This window comes from Thiocapsa sp. C2-2m (assembly GCF_041903745.1).
Taxonomy (GTDB): Bacteria; Pseudomonadota; Gammaproteobacteria; order Chromatiales; family Chromatiaceae; genus Thiocapsa; species Thiocapsa roseilacustris.
In genome coordinates, this window is sequence record NZ_JBBWVD010000053.1 from 11,766 (window position 1) to 27,078 (window position 15,313).

General features: G+C 64.7%; 16 protein-coding genes. 9 read left to right on the top strand and 7 right to left on the bottom strand.

The features are described 5' to 3' along the window. The first annotated feature begins 127 nt into the window (after positions 1 to 127). The gene (locus AADX97_RS26220; protein ID WP_374239339.1) at positions 128 to 1,450 is read left to right on the top strand and encodes a hypothetical protein; all 1,323 of its coding nucleotides are present in this window, start codon (positions 128 to 130) and stop codon (positions 1,448 to 1,450) included. 36 nt (positions 1,451 to 1,486) lie between these two features. Beyond that, on the top strand, positions 1,487 to 2,302 hold the full coding sequence (locus AADX97_RS26225; RefSeq protein ID WP_374236955.1) for a fumarylacetoacetate hydrolase family protein: 816 nt from the start codon (positions 1,487 to 1,489) through the stop codon (positions 2,300 to 2,302). Positions 2,303 to 2,421: 119 nt separating this feature from the next. Here the strand turns inward: AADX97_RS26225 and AADX97_RS26230 are convergent, their stop codons facing one another. After that, positions 2,422 to 2,964, bottom strand: a complete 543-nt coding sequence (locus AADX97_RS26230) for a hypothetical protein (protein ID WP_374236954.1) — start codon at positions 2,962 to 2,964, stop codon at positions 2,422 to 2,424. Between the two features lie 470 nt (positions 2,965 to 3,434). On the opposite strand from AADX97_RS26230, the gene AADX97_RS26235 reads away from it, so the two are divergent. Continuing rightward, positions 3,435 to 3,857: a hypothetical protein gene (locus tag AADX97_RS26235; RefSeq protein WP_374236953.1), complete on the top strand. Its 423-nt coding sequence runs from the start codon at positions 3,435 to 3,437 to the stop codon at positions 3,855 to 3,857. A 297-nt stretch (positions 3,858 to 4,154) separates the two neighbouring features. Here the strand turns inward: AADX97_RS26235 and cysS are convergent, their stop codons facing one another. Then, positions 4,155 to 5,555 carry a cysteine--tRNA ligase gene (gene cysS / locus AADX97_RS26240; protein WP_374236952.1) on the bottom strand — a complete coding sequence of 467 codons (1,401 nt, stop codon included), beginning with the start codon at positions 5,553 to 5,555 and terminating at the stop codon, positions 4,155 to 4,157. Positions 5,556 to 5,934: 379 nt separating this feature from the next. Here cysS and AADX97_RS26245 point away from each other — a divergent pair, with 379 nt between their 5' ends. Next, positions 5,935 to 6,423 carry a peptidylprolyl isomerase gene (locus tag AADX97_RS26245; protein WP_374236951.1) on the top strand — a complete coding sequence of 163 codons (489 nt, stop codon included), beginning with the start codon at positions 5,935 to 5,937 and terminating at the stop codon, positions 6,421 to 6,423. Positions 6,424 to 6,455: 32 nt separating this feature from the next. After that, complete coding sequence (locus AADX97_RS26250; protein WP_374236950.1) at positions 6,456 to 7,247, top strand: UDP-2,3-diacylglucosamine diphosphatase; 792 nt, start codon at positions 6,456 to 6,458, stop codon at positions 7,245 to 7,247. 415 nt (positions 7,248 to 7,662) lie between these two features. Here the strand turns inward: AADX97_RS26250 and AADX97_RS26255 are convergent, their stop codons facing one another. The 5 genes from AADX97_RS26255 to AADX97_RS26275 are packed head-to-tail and all read right to left on the bottom strand — an operon-like array spanning position 7,663 to position 12,605. Next, positions 7,663 to 7,938: a hypothetical protein gene (locus AADX97_RS26255; protein ID WP_374236949.1), complete on the bottom strand. Its 276-nt coding sequence runs from the start codon at positions 7,936 to 7,938 to the stop codon at positions 7,663 to 7,665. A gap of 21 nt (positions 7,939 to 7,959) precedes the next feature. Further along, positions 7,960 to 8,430 carry a rhodanese-like domain-containing protein gene (locus AADX97_RS26260; RefSeq protein ID WP_374236948.1) on the bottom strand — a complete coding sequence of 157 codons (471 nt, stop codon included), beginning with the start codon at positions 8,428 to 8,430 and terminating at the stop codon, positions 7,960 to 7,962. Between the two features lie 52 nt (positions 8,431 to 8,482). Continuing rightward, on the bottom strand, positions 8,483 to 9,145 hold the full coding sequence (locus AADX97_RS26265) for a response regulator (protein WP_374236947.1): 663 nt from the start codon (positions 9,143 to 9,145) through the stop codon (positions 8,483 to 8,485). Continuing rightward, positions 9,145 to 10,761 (bottom strand): GAF domain-containing sensor histidine kinase, encoded by a 1,617-nt coding sequence (locus tag AADX97_RS26270; protein ID WP_374236946.1) that lies wholly within the window; start codon positions 10,759 to 10,761, stop codon positions 9,145 to 9,147. Before AADX97_RS26270 ends, AADX97_RS26265 begins: the two co-directional genes overlap by 1 nt. Then, positions 10,758 to 12,605: an ABC transporter ATP-binding protein/permease gene (locus AADX97_RS26275; protein WP_374236945.1), complete on the bottom strand. Its 1,848-nt coding sequence runs from the start codon at positions 12,603 to 12,605 to the stop codon at positions 10,758 to 10,760. Before AADX97_RS26275 ends, AADX97_RS26270 begins: the two co-directional genes overlap by 4 nt. A 329-nt stretch (positions 12,606 to 12,934) precedes the next feature. Here AADX97_RS26275 and AADX97_RS26280 point away from each other — a divergent pair, with 329 nt between their 5' ends. From AADX97_RS26280 to AADX97_RS26295, 4 genes are all read left to right on the top strand, one after another. Beyond that, on the top strand, positions 12,935 to 13,321 hold the full coding sequence (locus tag AADX97_RS26280) for a S24 family peptidase (protein ID WP_374236944.1): 387 nt from the start codon (positions 12,935 to 12,937) through the stop codon (positions 13,319 to 13,321). Next, the gene (locus tag AADX97_RS26285) at positions 13,321 to 14,460 is read left to right on the top strand and encodes an efflux RND transporter periplasmic adaptor subunit (protein ID WP_374236943.1); all 1,140 of its coding nucleotides are present in this window, start codon (positions 13,321 to 13,323) and stop codon (positions 14,458 to 14,460) included. Before AADX97_RS26280 ends, AADX97_RS26285 begins: the two co-directional genes overlap by 1 nt. Continuing rightward, on the top strand, positions 14,457 to 15,110 hold the full coding sequence (locus tag AADX97_RS26290) for a hypothetical protein (protein ID WP_374236942.1): 654 nt from the start codon (positions 14,457 to 14,459) through the stop codon (positions 15,108 to 15,110). The genes AADX97_RS26285 and AADX97_RS26290 overlap by 4 nt, the downstream gene beginning before the upstream one ends. A gap of 19 nt (positions 15,111 to 15,129) precedes the next feature. Beyond that, the coding region (locus tag AADX97_RS26295; RefSeq protein ID WP_374239340.1) for a hypothetical protein at positions 15,130 to 15,313 on the top strand (184 nt) is incomplete at its 3' end.

Below are 15,313 nucleotides of genomic sequence, written 5' to 3' on the forward strand. Positions count from 1 at the left end.
CCCGCCGCCGGACAGAGGCAACCGACTCCGCTCGCCCATCACCCGAATCGACCCGATCGCTCGGGCGTGGCAGACTTGTCGCGTCCGACCCGTGGCCGGGTCCGAGCACCCGACACGGCCGAGCCCGATGGCTCGGGATCCGCGCACATCGACCCGCCGAGGCATCCTGATCCCCATGCGTGCTATCGCTCCGTTCATCCTTGTACTCGGGACGCTCGCCATCGGCGGCGCCGGCGATCTCGCCGCCGAGCCCGACGCCCACGCACCTGTGCCCTCCGAATCAAAACCGGATGTCTGGGACCGCACCCTGGAGACCGCGACCGACTGGTGGCAGCGCTCGCGCGACTTTGCCGACCGGGCGGTCGCCGATGCCAAAGGACTCTTTGCCGACGACCAGGATTTCGCCCGCGTCTGGGGCTCGGTCGTCCCCACGCTGGATTCAGCGTTGGTGCTGGAGGAACGCCACGGCGAGCTGCCCGAGAAGACCTGGATCGGGACCGACCGGCGCTCCAATCGCGAGGAGATCAACGCCCTGCTCGACACGGCGGTGGAGATCCTCTCGACCTCGCCGATTCAAAACTACCGCGAGCGGATCCGGATCCTCCAAGCCGAGATCGAGAAGGCGCGGGTCGGGATCGCCGACGCTCGGCAGAAGCGGATCGCCGCACCCGCGGAGTCGACCCTCAAGAAGACGGTCGCGGATTATGATCGGCTGATCGAATCGCTCGAGGACGACATCGCTCGGCTGAACGGCGAGCTGGCAGCAGTCAAGCGGGAATTCGCCGACGAGCTGCGCGGAATGGGTCTCGACCTGGGCGACGATCAGCTTGAGCTGCTGCTTTCGACCGTCGTCGGCGACAACATGATTGACCTGGGGGTCCTGTTCGACAACGTCAAGGCGGTCACCGGTCAGCTCGAGGTGCTGGTCGCCGAAAGCGGCGAGGATCTGCAGAGCGCGCGACGCTATTACGGCCTCTACGTCGTCCTGCTGCAGGCGCTCAACCGCATGCACCTGCAGATCGAGGAGGCGATCGGGGAGCAGTATGTGCCGCAGATCGACGCCATCATCGCGCGTGCGCAGGAACTCTCCGGCGAGACCCGACGCTTGCAGCGCGAGTCCCCGGGCCGCCAGGAGGTGCTCGCGGCCAACCTGGAGGCTCAGCAGTTGACCGTCCAGGCCGCCGAGATCTATCGCCAATATCTCAGGGACCAGGCGACACAGGTGAAGCAAGCCAGACGCGAGCTGGAGAAGGATATCGCCGCCGCCTGGAACACCTACGAGACCGTGCGGGTGTCCGGCGAGCTGGTGAGCCTAGTGCGATCGAGCCAACAGCTGCTCGACGGTCTGATGAATCGCCAGGTCCCGACCCTGCGCCCCTTCGAAAACCTGGAGATGCAGCGCGAATTCCAGAAACTGACCGAGCAGCTGCGGACCCGCAGCGCCGGCTGAATCCAACGTCAATATGCATTCGACGAGACACCGAACATGAAGATCGCCCGCTTTCTCGACACCCACGGCACCATCCACTACGGCACCCCGATCGACGCAGGGCATGCCGTCCGACTCGGCGGGCACCTCTACGAGGGCCTGACCGAGACCACCGACGAGATCGCAGTGGCACGCTGGCTGGCGCCGATCACACCCGTCAACGTCTACGGCATCGGCCTGAACTATCGCGCCCATGCAGAGGAGACCGGGGCCGCCATCCCGGCCAACCCGGTCGTTTTCATGAAGCCCACGACGGCGATCACGGATCCGGGCGAGCCCATCATCCTCCCGAACGCCTGCGAGCATGGGCCGGAGGTCGACTACGAGGCCGAGCTGGCCGTGGTCATCGGCCGCACGGCACGCGACGTCTCGGTCGCGTCCGCGCTCGATTACGTGCTGGGCTATACCTGCGCCAACGACATCTCCGCACGGCGCTGGCAGAAGGAAGGCGGCGCCGGCCAATGGATTCGCGGCAAGAGCTTCGACGGCTTCTGTCCCTTGGGTCCCGTCCTGGTCACCGCCGACGAGATCCCCGACCCGCAGGCACTGGGCGTGACCTGCACCCTCAACAGCGAACGGGTCCAGACCGGTCACACCAGCGACATGATCTTCACCGTCGCCGAGCTGATCGCCTTCCTCAGCCGCGACACCACACTCCTGCCCGGAACGGTGATCATCACGGGCACACCGCCCGGTGTCGGCTTCGCACGCACCCCGCCGCTGTTTCTGAGCGCGGGAGATCGGGTCGTGGTCGAGATCGAGGGGATCGGGGCGCTGGAGAACCCCGTGGTGCAGGCGAAAAGCCTCGCCTGATCCCGATGTGGGGGCGTTGTAGGCGATGTAGGCGATGTAGGGGCGACTTTAGTCGCCCAGTCGCACAGTCCACGTTTAATATGAGACTAAGGGCGACTGAAGTCGCCCCTACATCGCCCCTACATCGCGTCGTTCCGGGCCTGATCCAAACCCCCGAGCGGCAGATGGCCGAAGACGATATCGCCCTCGGTCCCGTCGTCGAGGGCGATCTTGCCGATGCCGTTGCGGCCGTCGCTCGCGCGGATGATGTCGGCCCAGCCGCTGCGCCCGTCGTCGCAATAGACGTCGAAGACGGCGTCGGCCGAGCCTGTGAAGGCATTGTAACCGCCGCGGCAGCCGTTCCGGCCGTTGGAGACTTGGAAATTGGCCATGAATGGCGAAGAACGGTAATCGCCGATGTAGACCTCGCCGCCCATGATGACGGCGAAGGGACCGGAGGTGGAATAGCCCGGCGGCAGCCGATTCGGCTGACCGCGGTCGATCTCGTCCAACACCTGGCTCACGCAGGAGGAGTAGGACTCCGGATCCAGGTGGGCACAGAGGCGCCGGCCATAGTCAATCGGCGAAACGGCCGCGCTGATCCCACCCAGATGATTCGGCGGCACGAGTCCGCATGCGCCGAGCAGGAGCGGCAACAGGGCGACGACGTGGAAGCGGGTCATAAGCGTTCTCCGCGCAAGACGACCGGTAAACCGAGCGGGCCGGACGGTCGCGTCGGACCGATGGTCGGTGCCGGTCGAGACCGCGTCATGCTTACCCTTGCCCGATGAGCACGCGATCAGTTTAGGCGCAATCGGGCCGGCCGTGGAGCAATTTCGAACCGCCTCCCGGATTCCGGGGAACGGTTCAAAAAAAGTATGACAACTCGACGAGAGAATACCTCTCCCGCGTTTGTCGTTGTTGTCCGGAATCCGATTACGATTACGATTACGATTGGATTCGGTGCTCGACTGATTTCCGACACGTGACTGGGTCCGGCGGCCCATTGATCGGCAGATCGACCGAGCACGCATGAAACGCGAGCGTCGACCCTGCACAACGTGGCGCTTTCGGACTACAGTTGCCGGGACGGCGAGACCCGGATGCGGCCGCCCCCCGATCTCGAATCAACACGACACGGAGCGACTCAGGGATGCAAACCAGGCCATTCATGCACGGATCCGATCCAGGCGAGGTGCGGACCGAGCCGACTTGGCTCGGCGCACGGTCACATGCGCGTCTCCTCGCCATCGGCATCTCAGGCCTGCTCCTCGCGGCCCTGTCGAGCGGCTGCGCCCAATCGCCGGGCTTGCCCGGACAACTCGCCGAGCTCAGCTGCATCGGCGGATGCCAAGGCGCCCGAGACAGATGCAACGCCGATGCGCGCTACGACTATCGCCAATGCCAGGCCGGCTACAGCGAGGCGTTCGTCGACTACCGCTGGTGTCTGGCCTCGGCATTCGAGCGCTCCGAATGCGGTTACCCCTGGTGGTCCTGCGCAGAGAACCTCTACGGCTATTGCGCCAATCGCGCCACCGAGTGCGAGCAAGCCTGCCGCGCACGCAGTGCACCCTAACCCCAACTAAACCGCGTCCAGAGCGACATGCGTCATTTTCGTTTTGCGTTTGGCTTTGGAGATGTCCTCGATCTCGGTGAGACGCGGTTTAGAATTTAATGATTTTTAAGACTTTAAACCGCGCCAGCTCCGACAGCCGTCGGAGCTGGCGCGGCCAATCCACTCCCGTAAATAACGCATACCGCACCGGGCGCGGTTCAAAAGCAGAAACGTAGGATGGGTAGAGCACAGCGAAACCCATCCTCCCCGCTCAAACGCCCAAACCCAACCTCCCCCGCACGAAACCATTCGCCCCCATCAAGCCCCGCGGCGCCAAGCCGTCCCGCTCGGGCCATCCTCGAGACCGATACCCGCCTCGGTCAGCAGCTTGCGCAGCCGATCGGCCTCGCCCCAATCCTTGGCGGCTCGGGCCGCGATACGTGCCTGGATCAAGGCCTCGATCTCCGCGTCCGACAGGCCGCCGTCGTCCGCGCATCCGCGCAGATAGCGCTCCGGATCCTCCTGCAGGATGCCGAGAATGCCACCGAGTCGGCGCAGCACGGCCGCCGGGCGGGCGGCCGTGCCGGGATCATCCGCTCGGATGCGGTTGACCTCGCGCACCAGATCGAACAGGACGGCAAGCGCCTCGGGCGTGTTGAAGTCATCGTCCATCGCGGCATAGAAGCGCTCGACGAAGGGCGCGGCAACGGATGCATCCACCGTATCGGGTGCGAGATCCGGAACGCCGCGCAACGCCGTGTAGAGTCGGGTCAAGGCCGCACGGGCCTGCTCGAGGTGCTCGTCGTCGTAGTTGAGCGGGCTGCGATACTGGCTGGTCAGGATGAAATAGCGCACCTCCTCGGGACGGAAGCGCTGCAGGATCTCGCGCACGGTGAAGAAGTTGCCGAGCGACTTGGACATCTTCTCTTCGTTTACGCGCACGAACCCGTTGTGCATCCAGACATTCACAAAGGGCTCGCCGGTCGCGCCCTCGGACTGGGCGATCTCGTTCTCGTGATGCGGAAACTGCAGATCCGCCCCGCCGCCGTGGATGTCGAAATGGTTGCCCAGTGCGCAGGTGCTCATGGCCGAGCACTCGATGTGCCACCCGGGCCGGCCGAGGCCCCAAGGCGAATCCCAGGCCGGCTCGCCCGGCTTGGCGGACTTCCAAAGCGCAAAGTCCAGCGGATCGCGCTTGGCCTCGTCGACCTCCACCCGAGCGCCCGCGCGCAGGTCCTGCGGGTCCTTGCCCGAGAGCTTGCCGTAGCCCGCAAAGCGCGCCACCGCATAGTAGACATCGCCGTTCTCGGCGACATAGGCGAGCCCCTTCTCGATCAGGATGCCGATCATGGCGAGGATCTCGCCCATGTGCGCCGTGGCGCGCGGCTCGTCGGTCGGGGGCAGGATACCGAGCGCATCGGAATCCTCGTGCATCGCACGGATGAAGCGTTCGGTCAGCGCCTGCATCGGCTCGCCGGCCTCGGCGGCACGGCGGATGATCTTGTCGTCGATGTCCGTGATGTTGCGGATATAGGTCACCTCATACCCGAGCGCACGCAGATAGCGATAGACGACATCGAAGACCACCATCACGCGCGCATGACCGAGATGGCAGTAGTCGTAAACGGTCATCCCGCAGACATACATGCGAACCTTGCCGGGCTCGATCGGCTGAAAAGGGTCTTTCCGGCGGGTGAGGCTATTGTGGATCTGCAACATGAAATGCACTCGCGAGTGGATTGGTCCGGGCCGCAGCGGGCTCGGAACCGAGGTTCCGGCAAGCCCGGCATGGTAACAAAGCCGAGGATGCAGGCGTGAACCCGCCTTTCCCCGACTGCGTAAAGGCCGTACCATTATTAAACCGCGCCCAGCGAGGTATACGATGTTCTTTCGATGGGATCGGCCCCGGAAAACTTGACGACCGATGGAGTCGGCGCGGTTTAAGGTATTAAGAAATATATCATTTTAAACCGCGCCACCGCACAAGGGTCGTGTCTCGCATGCTCCGGCAATGGCCGTGGCAGACACAGCGTCGGTCGAATCCAACCCAAACCCAAGTGCGCCGCCGGCGCGCCAGTACAGCCAGCGGAGAACCCCGATGATCAAGCTCACCACCAACCTCGGCGACATCCACGTCGAGCTGGATGTCGAGAAGGCGCCCAAGACCAGCGCAAATTTCGAGCAGTATGTCCGCGACGGTCACTACGACGGAACGCTGTTTCACCGCGTCATCGACGGCTTCATGATCCAGGGCGGCGGCATGACGCCCGACTTTTCGCCCAAGCCGACACGCGCTCCGGTCGAGAACGAGGCGAAGAACGGACTGAAAAATTTCAACGGCACGCTCGCCATGGCGCGCACCATGGATCCGCACTCGGCCACCTCGCAGTTCTTCATCAATGTCGCGGACAACGGTTTTCTGGATTATCCGGGGCAGGACGGCTGGGGCTACTGTGTCTTCGGACGCGTCGTCGAGGGCGCGGACGTCGTCGATGCCATCCGCGGCGTGCAGACCGGCAGCCGTCACGGGCACCAGGACGTCCCGGTCCAGGATGTCGTCCTTGAGCAAGCGGTCATCATCGAGTAACGCCGAACCAGGCCCGGCGTGTCGACTGACCCGTGAATACCGAAGACATCAGCGTCTTCGTCTCCGACCTGCATCTGTCGCCGGATCGACCGGCGACGGTCGACCTCTTCCTCGCCTTCCTGGCCGGACGCGCCCGCGAGGCCAATCAACTCTATCTCCTCGGCGACATCTTCGACGCCTGGATCGGCGACGACGACGACGGTATGCCCAATGCCGAGGTCAAGGCCACGCTCGCCGCGGTTACCGCCTCCGGGGTCCGCTGTCATCTGATGCACGGCAACCGTGATTTCCTGATCGGTCGGACCTTCTGCCGCGAAACCGGGTGTCGGCTCCTGCGCGACCCGACCCTTGTCCGGTTCGCCGACGAGCCCACGCTCCTCATGCACGGCGACCTGCTCTGCACGGACGACGTCGCCTATCAGCGATTTCGCCGCCGCATCCGCAACCCGCTGGTCCGGCGCATCTTCCTCTGGCGATCGCTCGCTGCACGTCGCAAGGTAGCCGCCGATTACCGCCGCAAGAGCGGGGCCGCGACCGCCGAGAAGACCCCGGACATCATGGACGTCAACCAGGAGACGGTCGCCCGCTACCTGCGCCGCTATGGCGCTACGCGTCTGATCCATGGGCACACCCATCGTCCGGGCGATCATCAGGTGCAGATCGAAGGCCGAGAGACCGTGCGCTCGGTTCTGGCCGAATGGCACCCGGATCAGGGCGAGATGCTGGTCCACGGACCCTCGGGCTGGCACCGAGAGGCCGTACTGCCTTCAATCGACCAACGTGGGGCGACTGTATGGGCGACTTTAGTCGCCCATACAAGGTGATTTCCGGAAAAGGATCTACCGGCAGAGCCGTAAACAGGAAAAGTGGTCGAAGGCTCTACTTGTTGTCGTTGTCGTGTTCGTGGTCGTCCGGAATCCGATTACGACAACGACAACGATAGCGATAACGAAAAATTCTGCAACGGTTTGCTCAAGACTTACGGCGTAAGGGACTCGATGCCTTCCAGGCATGTGCAGTCGGGATGCCTATTCTTGGAAAACGCCCAAGTCTTGCAGGCACGCACAGGCCCGAGGCTTCGGCCTTTGCGAGATAGGATCCAACGACGCCTAGGGGCGACTGAAGTCGCCCCTACAGCCCTCTTCTGCGGCAAGCACCCGCGGACGTCTTTCGTGACTCCGGCCATATCGACACGGGGCGCAGAGCGCCAGGGGCATGCGTGACACCGCGGAGCGGGTGTCACGAGATCCTTAGAGAGGGCTGAACTTCGACCACGGCGAAGGAGTAGCCGCATTCCTGCGGCGTCATCTGCTCGGCGGCCACCCGCGGATATTTCCGGCAGCTCGGCGGGCGAATCGCGTAGACCGCGCAGTTGCTCAAACCCTCGTCGTCGAAGCGCAGAAACGGGCAGGGATAGGGCAGCTTGCAGCAGGCGCCGCAGCGGTTGCACGCGCCCGTTCGAGCGGGGTCGACTGGCAGGAGCGACGTAAACAATCGCTTGGTTTTATTCAGCATGCGAACATGGTTCCAAAAAAGTCATCGATGCGCCGGCCGCATCTGATCCGGTCTGAGGCGCGGCGTGAAATAGCCGTCCGCATCGTCCAGGTCGACCGCCTCCCCTGCCGCGTCGACCAGCGGCTGCTCGTAGTCCTTCCAACCACGCAGCCCCGTCTGCAGCGAGCAAACATTTTGGTAGCCGAGTAGGTTCATCGCGTGGGCGGCCATGATGCTGCGGTATCCGGAGCGGCAGAGCACCACGACCTCCCGGTCGCGCGCACGCACCAGCTCCGGGACGGTCTCCTCGTAATCCCATTCGCAGGCGGACTCAAGGATACCGCGCGGGACGTTCAGCGACCCCTCGATATGCATCGACGCAAACTCATCCGGCTCGCGGACATCGACCAGCAGCAGGTCCGGGTTTGCCGCAAGCCGCTCTTCCAGATCCCAGGGCATGATCTCCTTGACATCGCTTAAACAGTCTTTGATGAGCTCTAAAAACTTCTTCATCGCTTATTCCGCATGTTAACCCAACTCCTTTCGCTTCGGATCCGGTGCAGACTCATCCGGTATCGCGGCTTGACCTGCGTTCGCACAGACCACGCTCGACCGCAATCACAGCCGCCTCCACGCGCGAGTGGACATCGAGCTTGCGCAGGATCGCCTTGACATGGAGCTTCACCGTTCCGTCCGAAATATTCAGGCGTCGAGCGATCGCCTTGTTGCTCTGACCCTCGGCAAGATGACAGAGGATCTCATGCTCGCGCGGCGTCAGGTCGGCGATCCGACCCTCGGCCGCCGTGCCTGCGGCCTCGCCTTGGACCGCCTTGGCCAGGACGATCGCCAACTCGGGCGCAACGACTGTGCGGCCTTGAACGATCTCGCTCAGCGCCGCGATCAAGGCATCCGGTTCCATGTCCTTGAGCAGATAGCCCTGCGCGCCGCTCTGCAGCGACTCGATCACGTCGCGCTCCTCGGCGCTCGTCGTGAGCATCGCGATCGGCATGGTCGGATGGGCCGCCCGCAACCGGCGGAGCATCTCGAGGCCATCGAGCTGCGGCATGCGCATATCCAGCAAGACCACGTCGGGCTGGGTCTCGGCGACGCGCTTCAGACCCATCGCGGTGTCGCCCAGCGCCGCGACCACCTGGATGCCTCGGCGCTCCAACAACTCCTGAAGCCCGAATCGGAACAGGGCATGATCGTCGATCAGCAACACGCGCATCAGGCCGCCACCCGTCCTTGGCGCGGACCGCGCCGGTTGCCGTCGAAGATCACCTCCACCCGCGTGCCCTCCCCGGCCTCGCTCTCGATGCGTAGCTCCGCGCCGATCCGCCGAGCACGCTCCTCCATGATGGTCAGGCCGATATGCTCACCAGGATTGGATCCCGCCGCCGGTGTACTGAACCCGACCCCGTCGTCCTCGATCAACAACACATGTTGGCCGTTGGACTCCCGAGCCAGCATCACCCTCACGGTGTGTGCCTTCGAATGTTTACGGATATTGGCCAACGATTCCTGGACAATCCGCAAGATCTGAAGCTCTTCGCTGGCCGAGAGCTCGAATGGACGACAGTCGTTCTGAAAGAGCACGTGTGCGCCTGTCTCCTGGCCGAATCGATGGGTCAGCTTCTCGAGCGCCGGCACCAGACCGCGTCGATCCAAGGGAGCACGGAAGCTCGCCAGCAGCTCGCGCAGCTCGGTATGGGCCTCGTCGAGCCCGTTGCGGATGCGGCTCAGATCGTTGCGCGCCTCAAGCGAGATCGCACTGCCGCGCAGCGAGTCGGTCAGCATGCGACACTGAAAGCGCAGGCTCGCCAGGGTCTGGGCGAGCGAGTCGTGCAGCTCGTGGGCCAGGGAATCGCGCTCCTCGACGATCGAAAGCCGCCGGGCCTCCATGTCCGAGCGCTGCTTGGCGATGGCGACCCCGAGGTGATGCCCGACCGTCGCGAGCAGGTCCAGAATGTCCTCGCGGGCCCTCAAGCCGGGCCGGTCGACGAAGACGGTGTAGACGCCGAGCAGCTCGTCGCGATGCTCCAACGGCACGGTGACCACCTCCATCTCGCTGCTGGCGAACATCCGCCGCCCGTAAACCTTGGAGCAATAGCGCGCGTCGTTCCCGCAGAGGATCTCGCCCGGCGTCAGGACACTCCCGCACAGACACAGATCCACCGGGCCGATATCCTGCTCGCGCACCAGGTCGTCGTCCAGACCGATCGCCCCGACGAGCCGCCGCGAGCCGTCGGGCATGACCAAGCGCACCGTCGCCGCACGTCCGTTGATCATTTCCTTCAAGACCCGCAGAAAACGCAGCAACAGCTCGTCGACACTCTCCGCCTGCTGGATCCCGGCGGCCACGTCGTAGAGGATCTTGAGCGAGGCGGTCTTCTGCGCCAGCCGCATGGTCTGGCGAGCGACCCGGTTGTCCATCTCCTCGTACAGGTCGGTGAGCTCCTCGTTCAGGCTGCGGATGTCGTGCGCCACCCGAGCCAGAACACCGGCATCGTCCAACGCATCGCTCGCGCCCGGCTCGCCCTGACAGACCCGCGAGAGCGAATGCTCCAGGCGCACCAGAGGCAGCAGCAGTTGGCTGCGCAACCGGCTCCACAAGGACATGGCGGCGAGCGAGGCGGCGACCAGTGCCGCCATCGCGAGCGGCGCCGCCCAGTCCAGATGGGGCCGCGCACCCTGCAGGGTCAGCAGCGCGAGCGCCGCGGCGAGCGTCGCCCCGAGCACGACCAAGGGTACGGCGAGACCGGCCGTGCGCAGAACCTCGCGGACCCGCAACGCCTCGATCTCCCCCCCCCGCTCGGCGAAGATCCGGGCTTGACTCACGCTCACGGCGACACCTCAGGGGCCGGAGACGTCGCGGCGACCGAGACCGAGACCGGGACCGGCGCATCCGGACCCTCGCGCTGCTGCAGATCCCACATGGCGGCATAGTGCCCGCCGGCCTCCAGGAGCGCGCGATGGGTGCCCTGCTCCCGGATGCGGCCCTGCTCCAACACGAGGATCAGGTCCGCGTCCACCACCGTGGAGAGACGATGCGCAATTACCAGCGTGGTATGGTTCTCCGCGACCTCCGCGAGCGTCTGCTGAATTGCCTGCTCGGTATGGCTGTCGAGCGAGGAGGTCGCCTCGTCGAAGACCAGGATCCGCGGTTGCTTCAAGATCGCCCGCGCGATCGCCACACGCTGCTTCTCCCCGCCCGAGAGTTTCAGACCGCGCTCGCCGACCATGGTGTCCCAACCGTCGGGCAGGCTCTCGATAAAGGTTCGAATGTGGGCCATCTCGGCGCAGCGCTCGACCTCGGCGCGGGTCGCCTCGGGCCTTCCGTAGGCCAGGTTGTAGTAGATGGTGTCGTTGAACAAGACGGTATCCTGAGGAACGATGCCGATGGCCGCGCGCAGGCTCTCCTGGGTGACCTCGCGCAGATCCTGCCCGTCGATCAGGATCCGCCCGGCGGTCACGTCGTAGAAGCGAAACAGCAGACGCGCCAGGGTCGACTTGCCGGCGCCGCTGTGACCGACGACGGCAAGGGTCTGGCCGGGTGCGATCCGAAAATCGACGTCCTGCAGGATCGCGCGTTCGTGCTGGTAGTGAAAGTCGACGTGCTCGAAGCGAATGTCGCCGTCGCGCAGGCGCAGCGCCTTGGTGTCCGGGGCATCCTGGATCTCGGGGCGACGCTCGAGCAGCTTGAACACCAGATCCATGTCCGCGAGCGCATACTTGATCTGCCGATAGACAATCCCAAGGAAACCCAACGGGATGAACAGCTGAAGCATGAGCGCATTGACCAGGACCAGGTCGCCGACACTCATCTCGCCCTCCACAACGCCGTTGGCGGCGAAGGCCATGATCAGGGTGACGCCGATCGCGATGATCGCACCCTGACCGAAATTCAGCAGCGACATGGAGGTCTGACTCTTGACCGCCATCTCCTCCCACTCCGCGAGGGTGCCGTCGTAGCGGTCGAGCTCCATGCGCTCGTTGCCGAAATATTTGACCGTCTCGTAGTTGATGAGGCTGTCGAAGGCCTGATTGTTGGCCTCCGAGTCCAAGCGGTTCATCCGATGCCGGTAGTCCATGCGCCATTCGGTAATGGCGAAGGTGAAGGTGAAATAGACCGCGACGGTCCCGAAGACAACCAAGGCGAAGGCCGGGCTGTACTGCTTCAAGAGGATCACCGCCACCAGCGTGAACTCCACCAGCACAGGCAGGACGCTGAAAGCGACATAGTTCAGAATGGTGGAGACCGATCGGGTGCCGCGCTCGAGATCACGGCTGATGGCGCCGCTCTGACGCCCAAGGTGATAGCGCAGCGAGAGCCGATGCAGGTGATCGAGCACCTTGGTCGAGAGCCGGCGCATGGCGCGATAACGCACCCGGGCGAAGACCACGTCGCGTAGCTCGTTGAAGAGCGAGGAGCTGAGCTTGAGCGCCCCGTAGACGACCAAGAGCGAGATCGGCAACACCAGCACCTGGTGCGGCGTGGCCTCGAAGGCATCCACGATGTCGCGCAGCACCAAGGGGACGCCGACATTGGCGACTTTAGCCGCGATCAGACAGACCAGCGCCAGCATGGCACGCCCGCGGAACTCCCACAGATAGGGCAGCATTCCGCGCAGATTGTGCCAATCTCGACGGTCGGAGTGGATGCGCTCGGTGGCGGCGATTCGGTTCATGCAAGCCTTTTAAACCGCGCCAAGCGCGGCATGTGATGTTTTTGGATGGGATCGGCCCCGGCAGACTCGACGATTGTTGGAGCTGTCGCGGTTTAAGTTTTTAAAACACTAAAATTTGAAAGGTATCGCCCGGTCGTTATCTGGTTGGCTCACCGGGCCTTGCTCGTAACTCCGGCCATCGTGGCACGTGGCGCAGAGCGCCACGGGGCATGCGTGACACCGCGGAGCGGATGTCACGAGCGACTGATGTTTTGGGTGGCCGGCCATACGCGCGAGGCCGCTCGCCGCGACGAGCCGCCCGACCAAACCCCTACAGATGAGGACGCATCATGGCAGATCCCACGATGGACAGCACGGGTTGCAGCATGCACGAGCCCTACGCCTTGCAGGTGCTCGGCGACCAGATGGAGCCCGAGTTCCCCGATCGCTGTGTCGTGATCGTCGAGCCGACGGACAACCGTAAAAACAACAGCTTCGTGTTCGCGGAGGTCGAGGGCGTGCGCTGGTTTCGCCAGTATGTCCGCGAGGACAACGGCACCGAGCGGCTCGTCGCCATCAACCGCATCTATCCCGACATCGCGCTTAACGGCCTGGACTGGCACGTCCTGGGGGTCATCATCCAACGCAACATTCGGCGTAAGATCAAACACTACGACTACTCGCACGAACCAGAGACCTCGCCGACGGTGGCGATCAAGGATCTGACCGGCCGGTGATGACCGGCAACGCCGTAGCCGAGCCGATCCGAGCCCGCGGCGCGCCCGGCCGCTCCGAGACCGCGCGCACCCACCGAGCGAGTCCGCGAAAACCGCCCCTGCTCGCCTCGGCGCCGGTCTCAATCCTGGCCGCGACCCTGATCGCCTGCTCCCCCGGGGGCGAGCCGCCGGCGAGCGCGAGCCGCGAGCGCGTTGCCGCCGATCACCTGGTGGCCACGGTCGTCGTGGAGCACGCCGCGACGACCAGCAGCCACGAGCGCCCGGGCTCACTGCGTCATCGCCGCCAGGTGCGTCTCTTCAGTCAGGAGGAAGGCCGGATCACCTTGCTGGACGTCTTCGAGGGCGACATGGTTCGAGAAGGCGAGGTCCTGGTCGCCCTGGAAGACGACCTCCTGCAGGCCGAGCTCGACAAGACGCGCGCGACGCTGGCGCAGGCCGAGCTCGACGTGAGGAGACTCGAAGACCTCGTCAGCAAACGCGCCGCCTCGGACGCCGAGCTCTCGCAGGCCCGCACCGCCGTCGCCGTCGCACGGGGCGACGTTCGTCTCCTGGAGACTCGGTTGGCCTTCACCCGGATTCCGGCCCCCTTCGACGGCGTCGTGACCGAGCGATGGGTCGAGCCGGGTGATTTCGTCTCGAAGAATACCCACCTCCTGACAGTTGTCGATCCGGCGTCCTTGATCGCGGAGGTCTATGCCTCCGAGCTTATCCTGCCGCGGATGAAGGTCGGCGACCCGGCGCAGCTGCGCATCGATGCGCTCGGCGCGGCCGCGTTCCCGGCCCGGATCCTGCGTATTCATCCGAGTCTCGAGCAGACCAGCCGGCAGGGGATCGTGGAGCTGACGCTCGAGGATCCGCCTGCGGGCGTGAAGGCCGGACAGTTCGTGCGCGTCACGCTCGAGACCGCCGCGGTGGAGCGTCTGCTGATCCCCTTTCGTGCGCTGCGACGCGATCGCGACGGCGAGTTTGTCTGGCTGCTCACGGAACAAGGCCAAGCGTCCCGTCGAAAGGTCAGGAGCGGCCTGCAGATCGCCGACCGGATCGAGATCCTCAAGGGTCTCGCGCCGGGCGATCGGATCATCACACGCGGGTTTCTCGGTCTCAGCGAGGGTAAAACAGTCAAGGTGGTGCCGGAATGAATCTCGAACACCTCTATTCGGCCGTCGAGCTGGTGCGTAGCGGCTGCTATCGCGACAACCCGCGCGAGGCCACGCGTCTGCGCACCTACCCGGTCATGCTCGCGAGCGCCGCCGCGCCGGCGACAAGCCCGATCGAGGCGTTTCTGCGGGCGGCCTGTCTCGCCTACGCCTGGATGCCCGAGCGGGTACGCATCGATCAGGGCCGGCTAGCCCCCGCGGTCGCTGCCTTCGAGGCCGCACGCAGCGCCTCCGAAATTGGTTCCGACGTCGGTCCGCATGCCGAGCGCGAAGCCCTGCGAGAGCGCGGCATCGACGCCATCGCCGCCAGCCTCAGCTCGGTCGTCGGGGCCTCGATGGTGCTTCACCTCGCCGCACCCGGCGTCTTCCCGATCTGGGACGAGCGCATCGAGCGCTTTCGCCTGGACGAAGAGCCCTCGCCGTACCACATGGGTCAGGCCCGTCACTATCTGGCCTTTATGGACGAGATTCGCGACCTCACTGCGCACCCGCTCTTTCTCACCTTTCACAACGACTTTTGCACCGCCTACCAGGCGCGCCTGCAACGCTTGCGGATCTCGCCCTATCCGCTGACCGAGCCCAAGGTCGTGGAAGCGGCGATCACGGAGCTCACGGAGCTCACGGGCGAGTAAGTCGCGTGCCGGAGAAACGTTGAGCACCGAACGGCGCTTCAGGAACGTTCAGGAGATCATCGATCTGCCGCTCAAGCCCGAGGCCGGCGACAAGCCCGATCGAGGCGTTTCTGCGGGCGGCCTGTCTCGCCTACGCCTGGATGCCCGAGCGGGTACGCATCGATCAGGGCCGGCTAGCCCCCGCGGTCGCTGCCTTCGAGGCC